Source organism: Dorea sp. AM10-31, from assembly GCF_003435815.1.
Classification (GTDB): Bacteria; Bacillota; Clostridia; order Lachnospirales; family Lachnospiraceae; genus Dorea_D; species Dorea_D hominis.
Genome location: NZ_QTUV01000005.1, coordinates 16,735 through 34,396 on the forward strand (window position 1 = coordinate 16,735; position 17,662 = coordinate 34,396).

Here is a 17,662-nt window from a genome sequence, read left to right on the forward strand (position 1 = left end):
CTTCTGCCGGTTCCGATTGCTACGCTTCCACTGGTTCATCGTGAAATAATGCTTCAAACTCTTCCCTTGAGATTTTCTCCTTTTCCAGAAGAAGCTCTGCACATGCATGAAGTACATCCTCATGCTCCTCAATGATCTGTTTTGCTCTGGCATAGCATTCATCAATGATACGCTTTACTTCCTTATCAATCACAGTTGCAACACTCTCGCCATAACCTCTGGATGTGTGTGCCAGGTCGCGTCCGATAAATACTTCATCGTTTTCATTATCATAACTTACCAGTCCGATCTCATCAGACATACCAAACTTTACAACCATGGATTTTGCCAGACCCGTTGCCTGTTTGATATCCTGCGAAGCTCCGGTTGTAATGTCGTCAAACACCTCTTCTTCTGCTACACGTCCGCCAAGCGATACCGTAATATCCTGCAGCATCTTGCCCTTTGTATTATACATCTCATCACGTTCCGGAAGCGGCATTGTATAACCGCCGGCTCCTCCGGTCGGGATGATAGACACGCTGTAAACCGGTCCGACATCCGGCAGTACATGGAACAGGATCGCATGTCCCGCCTCATGATAAGCTGTAATCTTCTTCTCTTTTTCGGAAATGATATGGCTCTTCTTCTCCGCACCAATTCCGACTTTGACAAATGCTCTCTTAATGTCATCCTGTTTCAGGTAAATTCTCTCGTCTTTCGCCGCAAGGATTGCCGCTTCGTTCAGAAGATTCTCCAGGTCTGCTCCTGTAAATCCCGCTGTTGTCTGCGCAATCTGTTTCAGATCAATCTCTTCACTGAGCGGTTTGCCTTTGGCATGGACTTTCAGGATCTCCTCACGTCCCTTTACATCCGGTCTTCCAACCATAACTTTACGGTCAAATCGTCCCGGACGTAAGATCGCACGGTCCAGAATATCTACACGGTTTGTCGCAGCCATTACGATAATTCCTTCATTTACGCCAAATCCATCCATCTCTACCAGTAACTGGTTCAATGTCTGTTCTCTCTCGTCATGTCCGCCGCCCATACCGGTTCCACGGCTTCTTGCCACGGCATCAATCTCATCAATGAAAATAATACACGGTGCGTTCTTCTTAGCTTCTTCAAAAAGATCACGCACACGGGATGCTCCTACGCCGACAAACATTTCCACAAAATCTGAACCGGAAATTGTGAAAAATGGTACTTTTGCTTCTCCGGCGACTGCCTTGGCAAGCAGAGTCTTACCGGTTCCCGGAGGTCCCACAAGAAGTACACCTTTCGGGATTCTTGCGCCAACCTGGATATATTTCTTCGGGGATTTTAAGAAATCAACAATCTCTTCCAGATCTTCTTTTTCCTCCTGTAATCCTGCCACCTGTGCAAACGTAATTTTCTTATCCTGCTCTGTGCTGAGTCTTGCACGGCTTTTTCCAAAACTCATCGCTTTGGAATTTGCACCGCCACCCTGACGGTTCATCATCATAAAAATCAGGAAAAATCCAGCCATCGTAAGCAATACCGGGAAAATCGTTGTTGCAAACCAGTTATCTCTCGGAACATCCGACATCTCATAATCAATCTTTGCTTTGTCCAGATATTTCTGGATCTCATTTACATCAGATACATATAAGTAGTTCTTCTCATTTTCTCCGTTTTTCTTGTTCTTTAACTGCACTTCCACGCTTCCGGTCGGAACGTTTTTATTCTGTGTTATCGTCACACTGTCTACTTTTTCACTGGTAATCAGTTTTTCAAATTTCTGTCGGCTCAACTGACTCTCCTTGCTATCCAGTGTATTTGTAAACCAAAGTGCGCCAAGTACAATAAGTACAAACAGGAACAGAGTAATTCCACTCAGTCCTCTGTTCTTTTTATTATCTGTCACCGGCTCATCCTCCTTTTTTATTCTACGCCTTCTACTACACCAACATATGGAAGATTTCTGTATTTCTGTGCATAATCCAGACCGTATCCAACCACAAATTCATCCGGGATCTCAAAACCGACATAATCTACTTTTACATCGCGCACACGTCTGTCCGGTTTATCCAGAAGCGTACACAGCTTCATGCTGTTTGGATTTCTCTTCTTTAAGATCTCAAGCAGATAATATAAGGTACGTCCGGAATCAATGATATCTTCTACAACCAGAACGTCTTTTCCTTCCAGAGGCTCATCCAGGTCTTTTGCGATCTTAACAACACCACTTGAGGATGTTCCGTCTCCGTAACTACTTACGCTCATAAAATCCATGGAAACCGGAACCGTAATTCTCTTTGCAAGTTCACACATGAAGAACACTCCGCCCTTCAGCACGCAGATCAGATGCACCTGTTTTCCTGCATATGCTTCACTGATCTGTTTTCCCAGTTCCTGGATTCTCTTCTCTACATCTTCTTCAGAAATCATAACTTTAATTGTCTCTGCCATTTTCTTCTCCTCCGTAATATTGTATTTCTAATATCTTCGTTGTCTTCTCTGTAATCTGGTATTTCTGGCTCTGCCTGTAACCGACGATCCACAGCACTTCATCTCCGTCCGCTGCGATCCAGATCTTATCTCTGTCTTCCTGCGGAACCTTCTGGTCTGTGAAGTACTGTTTCAGCTTTTTCCTGCCTCCGTATCTGTTGATCACAATGGAGTCGCCAGCTATTCGATGTCTTATTTTTACAGTATTTTTAATTATATCATAGTCAAACCATTTCGTGTATATTTTTTCTGGAAATGTTACATTTCCAGGCTCTCTGTCAAATACACGAATGGAAAATAATTCATTTTCGTCTCCGGCATAAGACGCTTCAGGTATATTTTTTTCAAACCGGACACCTTCATATGTGCGGATTGCTGTCACCCCGTAAGGCAGATCGATCCTTTTGCCGACCTGTTTTGTAAATAAATCCCGCAGCATCTGTATATGCACTTCTTCAATGTCTTTGCGTCTGCCTGCTGTCTCACATAAAATCTCATGTAAGACATTATCCCGGAGTGCCTTCGGGATCTTTGTATATTCTGTCTGGCGAATGATCCGTCTACCATTCTTCCAGCCTGTACAGCTCTCTTTATACTTCCCGACTTCTTCTAATATATATTGCTCCAGTTCATACATCCGCTCCATCGTCTTTCCCATGTGCGAAACACTCTCCGTATTCACGCAGTCTTCCAAATACGGGATAACGTCCATCCGGATACGGTTTCTCATGTACCTGCGGTCTGCATTTGTCGTGTCTGTACAATAAGATATTCCCCGCTTTTTCAGATATGATTCAATCTCCCGCCTTTTTACGCAGAGCAGTGGTCTTATCCACACATCATTTACCGGCGCGATCCCTCCCAAACCCCGGATACCGGTACCCCTGCACAGATTCCAGAGCAGTGTCTCCACATTGTCATTTTCATGATGCGCCAGGGCGATCTTCGTTCCACCCCACTCTTTTAATACTTTACAGAAACAAGTACGCCGTATATCTCTTCCAGCCTCTTCTTCGGTCATACCATGTTCCTTCGCATATGCCGGCACATTTTCCCGGTACACTTTCAGCCGGACATTCCATTGTCTGCACAGCCGCTTCACATAAGCTTCATCGCGTTCTGCTTCTGCACCGCGGATGCCATGATTTACGTGCACTGCCATTAGGGCAAATCCCAGTTCCTTTTGCAGCTTTAGCAGCATGAAAAGAAGGCATACCGAATCGGCGCCTCCCGATATACCTGCAATAACACTGTCTTCTTTTTGAAGCATATGCCATTTCTTCACATATGCTTTTACTTTCTGATACATTTTCTTATATCCTTTGTTTTCCTGCTATTTTAAATTCGGAGCAAATTCTCCATCCATGATATCTAAAAATTGTTTTATGATATCATTTTTAATATATATAATTTTGCTGAAAATTGCAAGTTTTACAAGGGCTGCACCGTTTTTTCCCTCTTACAGTTTCCAGATGCCTGTCACAATGATCGTCATATCGTCCCCCGGAAGTGACTGTCCCCATTCCAGCGCCTGTCCAAGAAGATAATTGGCAAATTCTTTTGGATTTACAAGCGAAGACTGTTCGATCAGCGTACACATAATTGTGTCCTGCTCGCCTACCGTCAGCATATCCAGTACTCCATCCGTCACCATAATCACCATATCGCCGGATTCCAGTTCCAGTTTTTCCTGATCTGTTTCAATATCCGCAAGGACTCCGATTGGCAGGGATGTAGAGCGAATCATTTCCACTTTGTTCTTTCTCTTGATAAATGTCGTTGACGCGCCTGCTTTTACAATTTCGCATGTTCCATCATACAGATCAAACAAACTGACATCCACCGTGGAAAAACGCACCTCTTCTCTTCCGATTACAAGCGCCGTGTTCATCATCTGGATTGCTGTATTGACCGGGAATCCTGCCTCCAGAAGTTCTTCCAACATTTCCACAACCATTGTACTGTCCCGGAATGCTTCTTCCCCGGAACCCATGCCATCTGACAGGGCAATACCTTTCTTACCACCCGGAAGATCTGTCATCAAAAATGTATCTCCTGAAATACTCTCGCCTTCTTTGCCGATTCTGGCAACTCCCTGTATCGTCTGGTATTTTGCCCCTTCCACACAGGCGATGGACGCATATTCATTTCCGAGAATCGGGCGCTCATTCTGCCCCGGAATCATCGGGTGTCCCAGACATTTCCCCACTTCGTGTGCAAGCTCTTTTGTCGCAATACACTGCCCCTTCGGCGCTTTTACACTTAAATGTACTTCATATTTTCCCTGCGGGGTAATATAGAATACTGCCGACATCATTTTAATGTTCTGTTTTTTCAAGTAATTTTTTAATTTCTTTTCCAGATGCCGATCCTCAAAAATACTTGCCTCCAGTTCTCTTGTCGTATACTGGATCATTTTCGCAAAGCTCTGCAGCTGTCCTGCATAGCCTTCCCGGTTCTGCACCATCCGATTGTTCCATATGAGCTGCTGTTTTGCATTTTCAAATGCTTCCAATGTCTCCCGCAGAAAACGAGGTGCCATCACGCACTGTTTCTGAAGTTTTCTTTTTAATTCAATATTGATTTCCGCACCGTATTTCTCCACTGCACACAGGATGTCGTACATACGCTGATATGTCTGGATCTTTTTCTCGCCCAGACATTCTTCCCGGTTCTCACAATTTTCGCATACCTGCTCCGTCACTCTGGAAAACATTGTTTCCAGTTCCTCTCTTGAAAATGTTCCCTTATACCCTTCCAGTGTAAAGAATGTTCTGGATAAATGAACCAGCGAATCTGCAAATTTGTCCATCTGCATCACATACGGATTGGAAAATGCTCCTTTTTCTTTTAATTCTTCCACCCTTATCTCCCCTTTTATAATTGTAATGCCAGCAATAAATCAGCGATAAAACACGCGCTGCAAGTTTTATTCGCTGATTAGCGGTCGGTAAATGCTACCATGCAAGCATGGCGCATTTGCCTCGTCGCCATAACTGAAAAAGCTTTGGGAATTCTCCCAAAGCTTATCATCTGTATCTTTTATTTTGCTTTAAATATGATCTCATTCTTATGTACGAGATGTAACTTCTCACGTGCAATCTCTTCTACATATGCATCAGTATCTGCATACTTCTCCATATCTTCGATCTGTGCAGTCCGTGCTTTCTCCTGTTTGATCTGTTCTTCTAACTTTGTTTCTCTTGCAATACTCTGCTGTTCCTTTGCCTTAAGTGACATTCCACTTACGGTCAGTGTAATGATCATCAGCACCAGCACAGTTCCAATTGCAATCATGCTTCTCTTGTGTGTTCTGACACGCCTTCTCTGCCCAAAGCTCACGCGTCTCTTTTGTCTCTTTGCATTCATAATTATATACTCACCCTTTTGCCCGGTCCCACCCAGGCTTTTCCCTTAATTACTTATATATGATAAATGTTTTTCGGACATTTCGCAAGTTTTTAAGGGCATTTATTTTTCTTGCGTGTGTAGATTTTTTTTTGCACTTTTTTTAGATGAGTATACAGGATTGATATAAGAATCGCGCCTCCTACCACACCTAGTATGCAATACCATCTCATACTACCATTATTTGTGTGGTAATTCTGCACAAAGATATAAAATGCAGATCCAATCCAGAAAATTAGGTCTTCACTCTCCATAATGCGAAGATTATGTCTGACAATTTGACGGAACACATTCAGTCCGATATAAACCAACCGCACGATCATCCCAGTAAGCAGTGCAGCAAGAAAAATCACGACTTCTTCCCGAATCTGTGGCATGCGTTACCGGAACAATTTTGCAAAAATATTCTCGCCTCTGCTGACCGCCGACTGTACATCCGAATAAGCGATGCTGTCTATCGTCCCGGACAGATCCACCTCGCCTTTTTCCAGATTCAGCCGGTTCACATGCAGATCGCTCCCCTTGACCATAAGCATTCCCTGTTCCGTCTCCAGAAACACTTCATTCAGATCAAAAGACAACACATCCAGCACACCTGTCACCAGACTTGTCTTCCGGTTATTTACAACCAGTTTATGATTTTTCGATACCGTTGTTCTTTCTTCCATCTGTATCCCAACCTTTCTTAATCGAGCCGGACACGCAGGAGTTGCATACGCTTCTGATAAACACTGCTAACATTCACCTAAGAAAATTGCTGCACATTCCTGCGGAGCATTTATCTTAACCGAAATTGGCATTTCCTCCAGGCCATATTTATTGCCCGCCATTTATTCATAGAAGCAAGCGTCTCCTCCGACTAAAATAATTTTATGAAAGATCAGGATAAAATATGACATTTTATAAATATTTAAACAATTCTTTTGCTTCTTCTTTCTTCGTTGTCTCCTGAATTGCCAGGACTTCGACTTTAACTGTCTTCGTACCGAACTGGATCTCGATAATATCTCCGACTTTAACTTTCACGGATGCTTTCGCAACATTCCCGTTGACAAGCACACGTCCCGCATCACATGCTTCATTCGCCACGGTTCTGCGCTTGATCAGGCGGGATACTTTTAAAAATTTGTCTAATCTCATGTTTTTCTTCTCCTCGAAATTTTTCTCAGGAAATAAATTTTCTATATACCTTCACACTCTGCTGCCTGCAACTTATCTATTTTGTTTAAGATTTCTGCACACCACTTTTTTCTATATTTAGCTGAAAAAAATATGATATCTGTAATTTCATTTTGTATGTGATAAATTATTATTGTTCTTCTTGTACAATCTCTTTTAATTAATAATACAATTGACGAATATTTCATTACATTATTGAAGGTTTTCTTCATAATGTTAAAGTGCTTTCACCCAACCTGTAGATAGTCTGAAAGGTGTTGTTTTATAGGCAGACTGCATTTCCTCATCGCCATAACAAAAGGAGTGCCTGACGCCACAGCGCAAGACACTCCGTTATAATCCACTACTATTACTGATTATGCATTAACAGCATCTTTTAAAGCCTTACCAGCTTTGAATTTTGGAGCTTTGCAAGCCTCAATCTTCATTGTCTTACCTGTCTGAGGATTTCTACCCTCTCTTGCAGCTCTCTTGCTTACTTCAAATGTACCAAAACCAACTAACTGGATTTTATGCTCTTTTTTCAGCTCTTCTGTAACAACATCAACAAATGCTTTTAAAGCTTTCTCGGAATCTTTTTTAGATAATTCTGCTGCGTCAGCGATTGCTGCTACTAATTCTGTTTTGTTCATGGATAATTTTCCTCCTCTTGTTTAACTATAGAATCCCTTATTTATTCTATTCTGTCATCGGTTTTCACGTCCCCGCGCCAACCGCCTTTAGTTACTGTTATACCTGTTTTCTTATTGTTTGTCAAGGAATTTCATCCAGAAAATGCCCATTTTCCGGCATTTTCACACTTTTTTACAGTTTTCTGAAAGTCTCTTTTAAAGCCCCTGTACTGGTTCATTAAAAACAGCTTTTAAAAACTTCTTTTTCTGTTTCATCTGCATCACTGCCGTCTGCAATTTCTCGACATTTTTTACAGACATCCACGCCTTATTTGAATGATAGTACACACTTGCAACTTTCCAGAATTTTTCCGGATACATAAGCCGGATGCGCAGATAATCCATTTCATCCGGACTAATTGGACGGATCGCTGAATACGCATTTAACACTGCATCTGCGAAACGTTCTTTCCATCCATTTTTCTCCATTGTTTTTCTGAGAAAATAATACAGATCTTCCACCTGCACATCCTGATGAAACTTTTCGAAATTAGTGATCGCAGCGACCTTGCTGCTGCGCATATCCCGGCACATCAGTATATTATGATAATTGTATTCCCCATGAATCATCTTGCCCGTGAGAAAGCAGTCATTTCTAAGTTTCTCATAGTCTGAATTGCCAAGCCTTTCCGTTGCCGCCTGCGCCCATTCATACATACTGTCGAAAGCTTTCAGGAATGCACATTCAAACTCTCCTTTCAAAGGCACCTTTCTGATAAAACGGCGCACTTTTTTCAGTTCTCTGTCATGCTTTTCATATATTTTCACCAGATGTTCCGCCTGTCCGCATTTATTTTCCATGGGATGCTGAAGAAGGAGATGAAGCTTTGCAAGCTCTGCCGACGCCTCCACCAGTTCTTCTGATCGGCGTATTTCGCATTCTTTTCCATCACACCAGCGCTTCAATATATATTTCTCCCCATTTTCCATTTCTGTAATATGCCCGCCTTCCCTGTTCATTTCTATATGATCCAAATGAGTGTATCCTTCAGTTCTCAGATATTCATATAATTCACAGAGTGCAGGAATCCGGTTTGCGGTCAGCGACACTTCTTTAAGCAGAAACCATCCCCGATTTGTATCGCATAAAACAGCACCCCTGATCTTGCGGGTGCTGCTTATCTCCATATTATATTGTTCTAACACATTTTGTTCTAACTCCTGCATATCTATCCCCTGCACTTTACATATCATATTCTTTCTAAATGTATGTAAAAGCAGGCGTGAATATACCAAAAGGGGACGGGGATTTTCTAGAAAATCCCCGTCCCCTTTTGGTTACTTTATCCACTTACTTATTCACACATTTATACACTTAGTTATCCCAAATATTGGAATAACTTTTCTTTTGTATTCATATCCGGATCGTCAATTACAAGTTCCAGCAATTCTTCTAATTTTTCTCCAATTTTTTTACCCGGCTTCATTCCTGCTGCAATCAAATCACTTCCGTTTACTGCCAGTGTTTTCAAAGATACACACTGCCCAAGTGCGACAATTTTCCGGTATAACTCTTCTATTTCGTCCAGATTCTGTATTTTTTCTTCTCTTTTGTAGAGGCTCTGCGCAAGTACATCCGCACGCCTTACTTCCATATAATATGGAAATAATTCTTCACCTATAATATTCATCGCGCGCCGCACATTTTTTTCCGTTGCTTCCATGCGGTAATCGTGATATTTTACAAGTTTTGTGACTTTACGCAATGTATCATTGTCGAATTTCAGGCGCTTTAATACACGTCCGGCAATTTTCTCACTCTCTGCCGCATGTTTTTTAAAATGTGCAACTCCATTTGCATCCATCGTTTTTAGAGCTGGTTTTCCTGTGTCGTGTAAAAGCATAGTCAAACGCAGTATCTTATCTGCACGTACATTTTTCATCGCATGCAGTGTATGTTCACCCACGTTATACATATGGTGCGGTGTCTCCTGTATCGTTTCCATCATACGATCAAATTCTGGCAGAAATATCTGTGTAATTTTCAATTCCCATGCCATTTTAAGTAACTCCGGTCGATCGGAAGTGAGCATCTTCACAAGCTCCACCTGTATCCGTTCCGCACTGATATTTCTAAGTGTTGGTGCCAGCTCACGCATACCTTCTTTTGTATCTTCTGAAATATCAAATCCCAGCTGTGCAGCAAAACGCACACCTCGCAAGATTCTGAGTGCATCTTCGCTGAAACGTTCTTTGGCATTTCCCACGCACCGGATACATTTCCTTTGCAGATCCTCTTTTCCTCCGAAAATATCAATCAGTCCGTCTTTATCATTGTATGCCATTGCATTGATTGTAAAATCTCTGCGCAGCAAATCCTCTTTCAGGCTTCTTGTAAACGTTACTTCCCTCGGATGTCTGCTGTCGGTATATTCCCCGTCAATCCGGTACGTTGTAACTTCATATCCCTCTCTGCCAAATACAACCGTCACTGTACCGTGTTCAATCCCTGTGTCAAATGTTTTATCAAATAAAGATTTTGTCTCTCCGGGCATCGCAGATGTTGTGATGTCCCAGTCACCCGGCGTTCTATTTAAAAGTGAATCTCTTACACACCCACCAACTGCATACGCTTCATAACCATACATCTGCAATGTAGTGATAATCTTCTGCACATTCTCTGGTAATTGTAATTCTAAATATTCCACATTTTTACCTCCACTTATCCACATTCCATTTTATCATACCACATTTTTGAATTGGGGACGGGGTTTTTCCAGAAAATCCCCGTCCCCAATTCAAAAAGACCTGTCCCTAATTATCTAATATATTTCTTCTAACACTTGTTTTCTTATGTTTTCCACCATACATTGTGAAATATTAAGAGCCGTTTTTATTTTTCGATCAAATTCGTTTCTCATTGCTGAGTATTCTAATATTTCCTTCATAGATTCTTTATATTGCTGTGACATACTTTTTAATATCTCTACAGCAATCTCTTTCATTTGATCAAATTCTTCTTCCTTTATATCAATAAATAATAGCTTGTTACTACTATCCGGCAAATTATGAAACGCCCAGAACTGCTCTGCTGTTCCAAAAAATTCCTTGATTTTTTTATATACATTTTCATCCAAAATCTCTTTTTTTCTTATTTTACATAATTCATTCATGCTTCCATATTTATATGATCTTGGATCTTTACATAATTTTGCCTTTACGGGATTCAAATGAATATAGCGCAAACAGTTCCAAAAATAATTGGCATCTTCTATGCACTGGCTTTGAAAACGATTTTGAAAAACAACTCCTGATCTTTTATGTTTATAATTATAATATGATGCATATTTTGATGATATAACAGCCATAAATGCTGATAAATCTGATAAACTTGCTTTTATTAAAAGGTGAAAATGATTGGGCATGATGCAATAAGAATATATGCCCACATGATATTTGTCACAATTCTCCCGAATCAAATTTAACATTCGTCCTTTTTCTCGGTTTTGTGCAAATATAGATAAATGATTGACTCCTCGATTAGTTACATGATAAATATTTGATATACTTTTCTTCCTTGGTTTACGAGGCATTCCTGTCTCCTTTCCTAAAAAGGGACAGGTCTTTTTCAATTGGGGACGGGGATTTTCTAGAAAATCCCCGTCCCCAATTATATTTTAATAAGATTTTCCCCAATATGCCATCTGTTTTGCAGGTTTTCCACAATAGATACATTTATCGGAAATAAATTCTTCATCTTCAATCAGACATCTGGTTGCTGCTCCGCCTGTCAGATATTTTACTTCGCCTTCACATTCTGGATCTCCGCACCAGCAGGCTTTAACAAATCCACGATTTGCTTTGAACTTCTCTACCATTTCGTCCATTGTTGTTGCTGTGTCGATGTGGCTGTTCAGGAACTCTTCTGCGCGGTTGTACATATCCTGCTGTTCCTGTTCAAGGATTTCACGCAGTTTTACAGCAATCTCATCCAGAGATACAACGATCTTCTCACGATTGTCACGACGTACAACCACAACCTGATTCTTCTCGATATCTTTTGGTCCAATCTCGATACGTGTCGGGATTCCGAGGATCTCCTGCTCAGAGAATTTCCATCCCGGGCTCTTGTCGGAATCATCAATCTTCACTCTGTATCCTGCTTTTTTCAGCTCATCAAACAGTGCATATGATCTGTCCAGAACGCCTTCTTTGTGCTGTGCGATCGGAATAACTCTACATTCTACCGGTGCAACATGCGGTGGTAATACAAGTCCGTCGTCATCACCGTGAACCATAATAAGTGCTCCGATACTTCTTGTAGACCATCCCCATGATGTCTCATAAGCACTGTGTAATTCGTTATTTTTATCTACATATTTAATATCAAATGCATCCGGGAATCCACTTCCGAAGAAATGACTTGTCGCAGACTGAAGTGCTTTTCCGTCATGCATCAATGCTTCAATCGTATATGTGTCTTCTGCTCCTGCGAATTTCTCGTGTTCTGCCTTTCTTCCTGCTACAAATGGAATAGCCATTGTCTCTTTATAGCAATCCTTATAAACTTCCCACATCTGAATTGTTCTTTCTTCAGCTTCTTCATATGTTGCATGAAGTGTATGGCCTTCCTGCCACAAGAATTCTCTGGAACGTAAGAACGGTCTTGTTGTCTTCTCCCAGCGCAGTACGGAGTTCCACTGGTTCCATACCTTCGGAAGATCTCTGTATGATTTTACTGTTTTTGCCCACAGGTCACAGAATAATGTCTCAGATGTCGGACGAATACATAATCTTTCCTGTAATCTCTCCATTCCACCATGTGTTACCCATGCAACTTCCGGTGCAAATCCTTCTACGTGATCTGCTTCTTTCTCAAGAAGTTCTTCCGGAATCAGAACCGGCAGGTATACATTCTCTACACCTGTTTCTTTAAAACGTCTGTCCAGATCTGACTGGATCAGTTCCCAGATCGCATAACCATTCGGTAAGTAGTTCATGCATCCTTTTACGCTGGAATAATCACAAAGATTTGCTTCACGTACAACGTCTGTGTACCACTGTGCGAAATCTTCGTCACGAGATGTGATATTTTTTACTAATTTTTCTTTTGCCATCTTTCTTTCTCCTTTTCTACTTTATTCTGGGAGCTCCTTTTATAAAGCCACAAATATAAATCCAACATTTTTACAGTGCCAGAAAAAAATATAATATGCTTTGACACATGTCTTGCACCAGCCGCATTACGGAACGACTATAACACTCATTTAGCAAGCCCTGATGTGGAACATAGATCGTTTGCGAATCTGCTCATAAATAAAATCACCTGGTACTCACTACGTTGTAAGCCTATAAGCGAAAAACATGGTGAAAGGTTTCGATTTCAACATCATCCTAATAAAACATCTACAGAACCTGCCACTGACAATTTTCTCCGGTGGTCAGGACAATAATGATAGCGATAGCATAAAACACGCTTTTCAAGTTTTATCCGCTGATTAGCGGTCGTCAAATGTGATCATGCAAGCATGGTACATTTTCCTCGTCGCCATAACATAATAAAAAACGCCGGACCTTTCAGCTCCCTAAAAAGGGACCGAAAAGCTCGGCGGTACCACCCTAGTTAACTGCAACCCTTTTGCAGTTCTCTTCATTCATCATTAACGCTGACGGAAACGCTGTATTTTCATACAGTGGCTCCAAGACCGGTTCCACAGTGCGCCTGCCAGACATCTTTCACCATTACGATGTCCTCTCTGCTGCCCGCTACCATGTACTAATTCTCTTCATCGCCATATTATTTATGGAATTGTTCATAATTTTAATCTATGGTTTTTCTTTTGTCAAGCAACAAACATGATTATTTTTCGCTCCTAAATTGAAAATTTAAACTCCACTCTTAATCTCCATGATGGATCTTACTCCTGCATAAGTAGAATTTAACCTTGCAAGCTCTAAATTCACATATGTAAAACACTTAACACAAAATAAATCATTCTATCAAGGCTCTACTCTATATTTTGCATATGCACAACAAATTACAATGTAGAAATTCAATAAAAGTCACAACTTTTAAAGTATGAGTGGAATTTAGTTCCGCACTGGAATTTACTTTTTCAAGTTAGCCTCCTGCATTCGTATTTCCCTGCAAGCCCGCTATAATTTATTTGCATATTCCATAGCTCTGTGCTTAAATAAAAAAGAAATCCAGATTTCTGACAGGAGGAAATCATTCATGCAGAATCATATTCAAAAAAATTACAGAAAAAATAATTCTACTTTAAATATTTTATTCGAGGATTCCGATATTATCGTATGTGAAAAACCGCACGGCACAGCAACGCAGAGCCGCCGTATTAGTTCGCCTGATATGGTAAATCTGATCAAACGCCACATTTATGAAACATCTTCTGATAAAAGCGAGCCATATCTCGCAGTAATACACAGACTGGACCAGCCAGTCCGCGGTATTCTTGTCTTTGCCAAAACACCTGCTGCCGCAAAAGATTTAAACCGCCAGCTTCAGAATGGTGATTTTGGAAAATATTATCTTGCCCTGACAAACGGAATTCCGTCTGACACTTCTGGAACACTGGAAAATTATTTGTATAAAAATCCGCAGACTAACACTGCGTCTGTCTGTGATGCAAAAAAGAAAGGCGCAAAAAAAGCTCGCCTCTTCTACGAAATCCATAATGAGTTACGAGATTTTTTCACAGATACTTCCCGTTCCACTCCAGATACTATCAACACAAATTCCGAAGATATTTTTTTCAGTAAAAATCCCGTAAACACCGGGGATGAGCATGCTTCAGACATCCAGGATATTTTTTCAAGCAGCACCTCTGTGGACAACGGGCAGTCCACGAAGACACTTCTCAAAATCCATCTGGACACCGGACGCTTTCACCAGATCCGCTGCCAGCTCGCTGCTATCGGATGCCCGATCGTCGGCGACACAAAATACAATCCAGGCTGCCGTGCAAAAAAAGGATGGCAGACATTATGTCTGTGTGCATATAAACTTGAATTTACACATCCTGTCACACATAAAAAAATGCATTTTTCTTTACTAGCCTGATTTTGATGACCAACCCGATATGAGCATACTTCTAAATACTATGACATCTGCAACAAAACGGGCAGTCGCGCTAAAGTGCGATGATTCTTTCTCTTTTACAAGAAAAATTTTAAGGACGGAAGAGATGCATTTCTTCCGTCCTTAAACATTTCATTTCTTAATCAGTTTATATGATAGCGGCTACGCTTCCATAACTTCTTTACTCATTGCTTCTTCATACTTGCTAAGAATAATATTCTGGATACGCTCTCTCGTTCCGGAATTGATCGGATGCGCAATATCACGGTACTCTCCGTCCAATGACTTCTTGCTTGGCATATCAATGAAAAGTCCCTTCTCGCCTTCAATCACTTTGATATCATGAATGACAAATTCTTCATCCATTGTGATCGAGACAACCGCCTTTAATTTGCCCTCCTTTGCTACCTTTCTCACTCGTACATCTGTAATCTGCATTTGTTCTAGCCCCTTTCTTTCAGCCGTTGTACTGTAATCTTTCTACAGCACATACCTCTCGTTCTTTTCGATGACCACTTTCACACCATCTTCCCCTACATGCCTTGTGTTCGCTCTGATGGTGTTACGACTTTCTACAATACAGTTTTCAATATAAGTATTGTCCCCAAGATAAACATCATTCAGAATGATAGAATTTTTAATTACACAATTATTTCCGACGAATGTCTTCTTAAATAATATAGAATTTTCGACGGTACCATTGATAATACTTCCACTTGCAATCAGACTGTTCTTTACAACCGCACCCGGATTATACTTTGCAGGCGGCAGGTCGCTTACCTTTGAATATACATCTGGCTGTTCCTTGAAGAAGTAGTTTCTTACCTCCGGTTTCAGGAAATCCATATTCGTCCGATAATATGCATCCACGGTCGAAATACTGTTCCAGTAGTCTTTTATTTTATAACCATATATTTTCTTCAGATTCTTGTATCTGATGAGAATATCGGTCACAAAATCATGTCTGTCCTCTTCCGCACAGTGCTCGATCATATCGATCAGATGTCTTCTCCTGATCACATAAATCCCGGTGGAAATAGTGTTGGACTTAGCCACCATCGGCTTCTCTTCAAATTCTTCCACGCGCATCGTATCATTCATCTTCAATGTTCCAAACCGGCTCGCATCCTCTCCTGGAGCAAGTTCTTTACACACGATCGTAATGTCTGCGCGTTTTGCTATATGATATTCCAGAACCTTGTTATAGTCCATCTTATACACCGCATCGCCGGATGTAATGATAACGTAAGGTTCGTGGCATCTCTTCAAAAAATCAAGATTCTGGTAAATCGCATCTGCGGTTCCTCTGTACCAGTATCCGTTATCTGCTGTGATTGTCGGGGTAAATACATAAAGTCCGCCCTGTTTTCTTCCGAAATCCCACCACTTGGAGGAATTCAGATGTTCATTCAACGAACGGGCATTATATTGTGTTAAAACTGCCACTTTCTGAATATGTGAGTTGGACATATTACTGAGTGCAAAATCAATCGCCCGGTAACTTCCTGCGATCGGCATTGCTGCTACTGCACGTTTCTGTGTAAGTTCTTTCATCTTATAACTGTTGCCACCCGCTAGAATAATTCCTACTGCTCTCATACCCGTTCACCTGCCTTTATCAAAGTCTCTCCGCTGTCCAGTACGCCATCCGGGTAATCCTCTGCCGTTGTCTTACCACTGATCGCAGTATTTTTTCCAATCTGTACTTTTTCCGGGATTACCGAATTCTCTCCAATCGTTACCAGTCCAAAAGAATATACGGACGGTTTCAGGCGGTTCGGTACATCTCTTCCGATTCCCATTACAACTTCATCACCGATTTTACAGTTCTCTGCGATAATCGCCTTGTCCACAACACAGTTTTTGCCGATTACTGCATCCTTCATAATGATAGAATCTCTCACAACGGTTCCTTCTCCTATCACAACACCAGATCCGATAACACTATTGTGAACTTCACCGTAAATTTCTGATCCATTACCGATAATGCATCTGTCGATCACTGCCTGTTCGGAAATATACTGCGGCGGCAGGATGCCACTGTTTGTATAAATCTTCCAGAACTCTTCATAAAGATTGAACTCTGGAATGATATCGATCAGTTCCATATTCGCTTCCCAGTAAGAACCAAGCGTTCCTACGTCTTTCCAGTAACCATTGTACTCGTAAGCAAATAAGCGTTCACCTTTTCTGTGACAATATGGAATAATATGTTTACCAAAATCACATCCAGACTCATCTCTCATCGTATGCAATGCTTCTTTGAGCACCGGCCAACTGAATATGTAAATTCCCATAGATGCGAGATTACTCTTCGGCTTCTCTGGTTTTTCCTGAAATTCTGTGATCCTTCCATCATCATCTGTGATCACGATTCCAAATCGGCTTGCCTCTTCCATCGGCACCGGCATCGCTGCGATCGTCACATCCGCATTATTCGCTTTGTGATAATCCAGCATAACTTCATAGTCCATCTTATAGATATGATCTCCGGATAAGATCAGTACATAATCCGGATGAAAAGTCTCTATGTAATCAATATTCTGATAAATTGCATTCGCAGTTCCGGTATACCATTCACTGCTCGTGCTCTTCTCATATGGTGGTAAAATCGTTACTCCACCATAATTTCTGTCCAGATCCCACGGAATTCCGATTCCGATATGAGCATTCAATCGAAGCGGTTGATACTGTGTCAGTACTCCCACGGTGTCAATTCCAGAATTAATGCAGTTACTCAGAGGAAAATCAATAATCCGGTACTTTCCTCCGAAAGCTACTGCAGGTTTTGCAACTTTAGCAGTTAGGACTCCAAGTCTGCTGCCTTGTCCGCCTGCCAGAAGCATTGCTATCATTTCCTTCTTTCTCATGTCATCACCCCTTCACAGTCGTTTATTATCTTATTATAGCA

At 41.3% G+C, this 17,662-nt stretch carries 17 protein-coding genes and 1 other annotated feature; of the genes, 1 reads left to right on the top strand and 16 read right to left on the bottom strand.

Annotated features, from left to right (window positions below; genetic code table 11):
- Window positions 1–19: 19 nt before the first annotated feature.
- The 13 genes from ftsH to proS all read right to left on the bottom strand — a co-directional run bounded on the left by ftsH (window position 20) and on the right by proS (window position 12,769).
- Window positions 20–1,870 (bottom strand): ATP-dependent zinc metalloprotease FtsH, encoded by a 1,851-nt coding sequence (ftsH, locus tag DW125_RS08835; RefSeq protein ID WP_117537889.1) that lies wholly within the window; start codon window positions 1,868–1,870, stop codon window positions 20–22.
- 17 nt (window positions 1,871–1,887) lie between these two features.
- Window positions 1,888–2,415, bottom strand: coding sequence for a hypoxanthine phosphoribosyltransferase (gene hpt / locus DW125_RS08840; RefSeq protein WP_117537890.1), 528 nt, complete (start codon window positions 2,413–2,415; stop codon window positions 1,888–1,890).
- Window positions 2,399–3,763 carry a tRNA lysidine(34) synthetase TilS gene (tilS, locus tag DW125_RS08845; protein ID WP_117537891.1) on the bottom strand — a complete coding sequence of 455 codons (1,365 nt, stop codon included), beginning with the start codon at window positions 3,761–3,763 and terminating at the stop codon, window positions 2,399–2,401. Before tilS ends, hpt begins: the two co-directional genes overlap by 17 nt.
- A 150-nt stretch (window positions 3,764–3,913) precedes the next feature.
- Window positions 3,914–5,317 (bottom strand): SpoIIE family protein phosphatase, encoded by a 1,404-nt coding sequence (locus DW125_RS08850; RefSeq protein WP_117537892.1) that lies wholly within the window; start codon window positions 5,315–5,317, stop codon window positions 3,914–3,916.
- 179 nt (window positions 5,318–5,496) lie between these two features.
- On the bottom strand, window positions 5,497–5,823 hold the full coding sequence (locus DW125_RS08855) for an FtsB family cell division protein (RefSeq protein WP_021860643.1): 327 nt from the start codon (window positions 5,821–5,823) through the stop codon (window positions 5,497–5,499).
- A 92-nt stretch (window positions 5,824–5,915) separates the two neighbouring features.
- Window positions 5,916–6,239 carry a spore cortex biosynthesis protein YabQ gene (yabQ, locus tag DW125_RS14485; protein ID WP_117537893.1) on the bottom strand — a complete coding sequence of 108 codons (324 nt, stop codon included), beginning with the start codon at window positions 6,237–6,239 and terminating at the stop codon, window positions 5,916–5,918.
- A gap of 3 nt (window positions 6,240–6,242) precedes the next feature.
- The gene (yabP, locus tag DW125_RS08865) at window positions 6,243–6,530 is read right to left on the bottom strand and encodes a sporulation protein YabP (RefSeq protein ID WP_021860642.1); all 288 of its coding nucleotides are present in this window, start codon (window positions 6,528–6,530) and stop codon (window positions 6,243–6,245) included.
- Window positions 6,531–6,762: 232 nt separating this feature from the next.
- Window positions 6,763–7,002 (bottom strand): RNA-binding S4 domain-containing protein, encoded by a 240-nt coding sequence (locus DW125_RS08870; RefSeq protein WP_021860641.1) that lies wholly within the window; start codon window positions 7,000–7,002, stop codon window positions 6,763–6,765.
- A 395-nt stretch (window positions 7,003–7,397) separates the two neighbouring features.
- Window positions 7,398–7,673 (bottom strand): HU family DNA-binding protein, encoded by a 276-nt coding sequence (locus tag DW125_RS08875; protein ID WP_021860640.1) that lies wholly within the window; start codon window positions 7,671–7,673, stop codon window positions 7,398–7,400.
- A gap of 195 nt (window positions 7,674–7,868) precedes the next feature.
- Entirely contained in the window at window positions 7,869–8,879 is a 1,011-nt protein-coding gene (locus DW125_RS08880; protein WP_021860639.1) for a CotS family spore coat protein, read from the bottom strand.
- Window positions 8,880–9,031: 152 nt separating this feature from the next.
- On the bottom strand, window positions 9,032–10,360 hold the full coding sequence (locus DW125_RS08885) for a CCA tRNA nucleotidyltransferase (protein WP_117537894.1): 1,329 nt from the start codon (window positions 10,358–10,360) through the stop codon (window positions 9,032–9,034).
- A 114-nt stretch (window positions 10,361–10,474) separates the two neighbouring features.
- Window positions 10,475–11,245 (bottom strand): REP-associated tyrosine transposase, encoded by a 771-nt coding sequence (locus DW125_RS08890; protein ID WP_021860637.1) that lies wholly within the window; start codon window positions 11,243–11,245, stop codon window positions 10,475–10,477.
- 84 nt (window positions 11,246–11,329) lie between these two features.
- Entirely contained in the window at window positions 11,330–12,769 is a 1,440-nt protein-coding gene (gene proS / locus DW125_RS08895) for a proline--tRNA ligase (RefSeq protein ID WP_117537895.1), read from the bottom strand.
- Window positions 12,770–13,240: 471 nt separating this feature from the next.
- Window positions 13,241–13,451 (bottom strand) — a binding site (T-box leader).
- A gap of 436 nt (window positions 13,452–13,887) precedes the next feature.
- Between proS and DW125_RS08900 the strand changes: the two genes are divergently transcribed.
- Entirely contained in the window at window positions 13,888–14,733 is an 846-nt protein-coding gene (locus DW125_RS08900) for an RluA family pseudouridine synthase (RefSeq protein WP_117537896.1), read from the top strand.
- 180 nt (window positions 14,734–14,913) lie between these two features.
- Here DW125_RS08900 and spoVG read toward each other — a convergent pair whose 3' ends face one another.
- Genes spoVG through DW125_RS08915 form a run of 3 tightly spaced genes read right to left on the bottom strand, consistent with a single transcriptional unit; the run spans window position 14,914 to window position 17,621 of the window.
- A complete protein-coding gene (gene spoVG / locus DW125_RS08905; RefSeq protein WP_117537897.1) occupies window positions 14,914–15,189 on the bottom strand; it encodes a septation regulator SpoVG in 276 nt (91 codons plus the stop codon).
- Between the two features lie 42 nt (window positions 15,190–15,231).
- The gene (gene glgD / locus DW125_RS08910; protein WP_021860633.1) at window positions 15,232–16,350 is read right to left on the bottom strand and encodes a glucose-1-phosphate adenylyltransferase subunit GlgD; all 1,119 of its coding nucleotides are present in this window, start codon (window positions 16,348–16,350) and stop codon (window positions 15,232–15,234) included.
- Window positions 16,347–17,621: a glucose-1-phosphate adenylyltransferase gene (locus DW125_RS08915; RefSeq protein ID WP_117537898.1), complete on the bottom strand. Its 1,275-nt coding sequence runs from the start codon at window positions 17,619–17,621 to the stop codon at window positions 16,347–16,349. The genes glgD and DW125_RS08915 overlap by 4 nt, the downstream gene beginning before the upstream one ends.
- Between the last annotated feature and the right edge of the window lie 41 nt (window positions 17,622–17,662).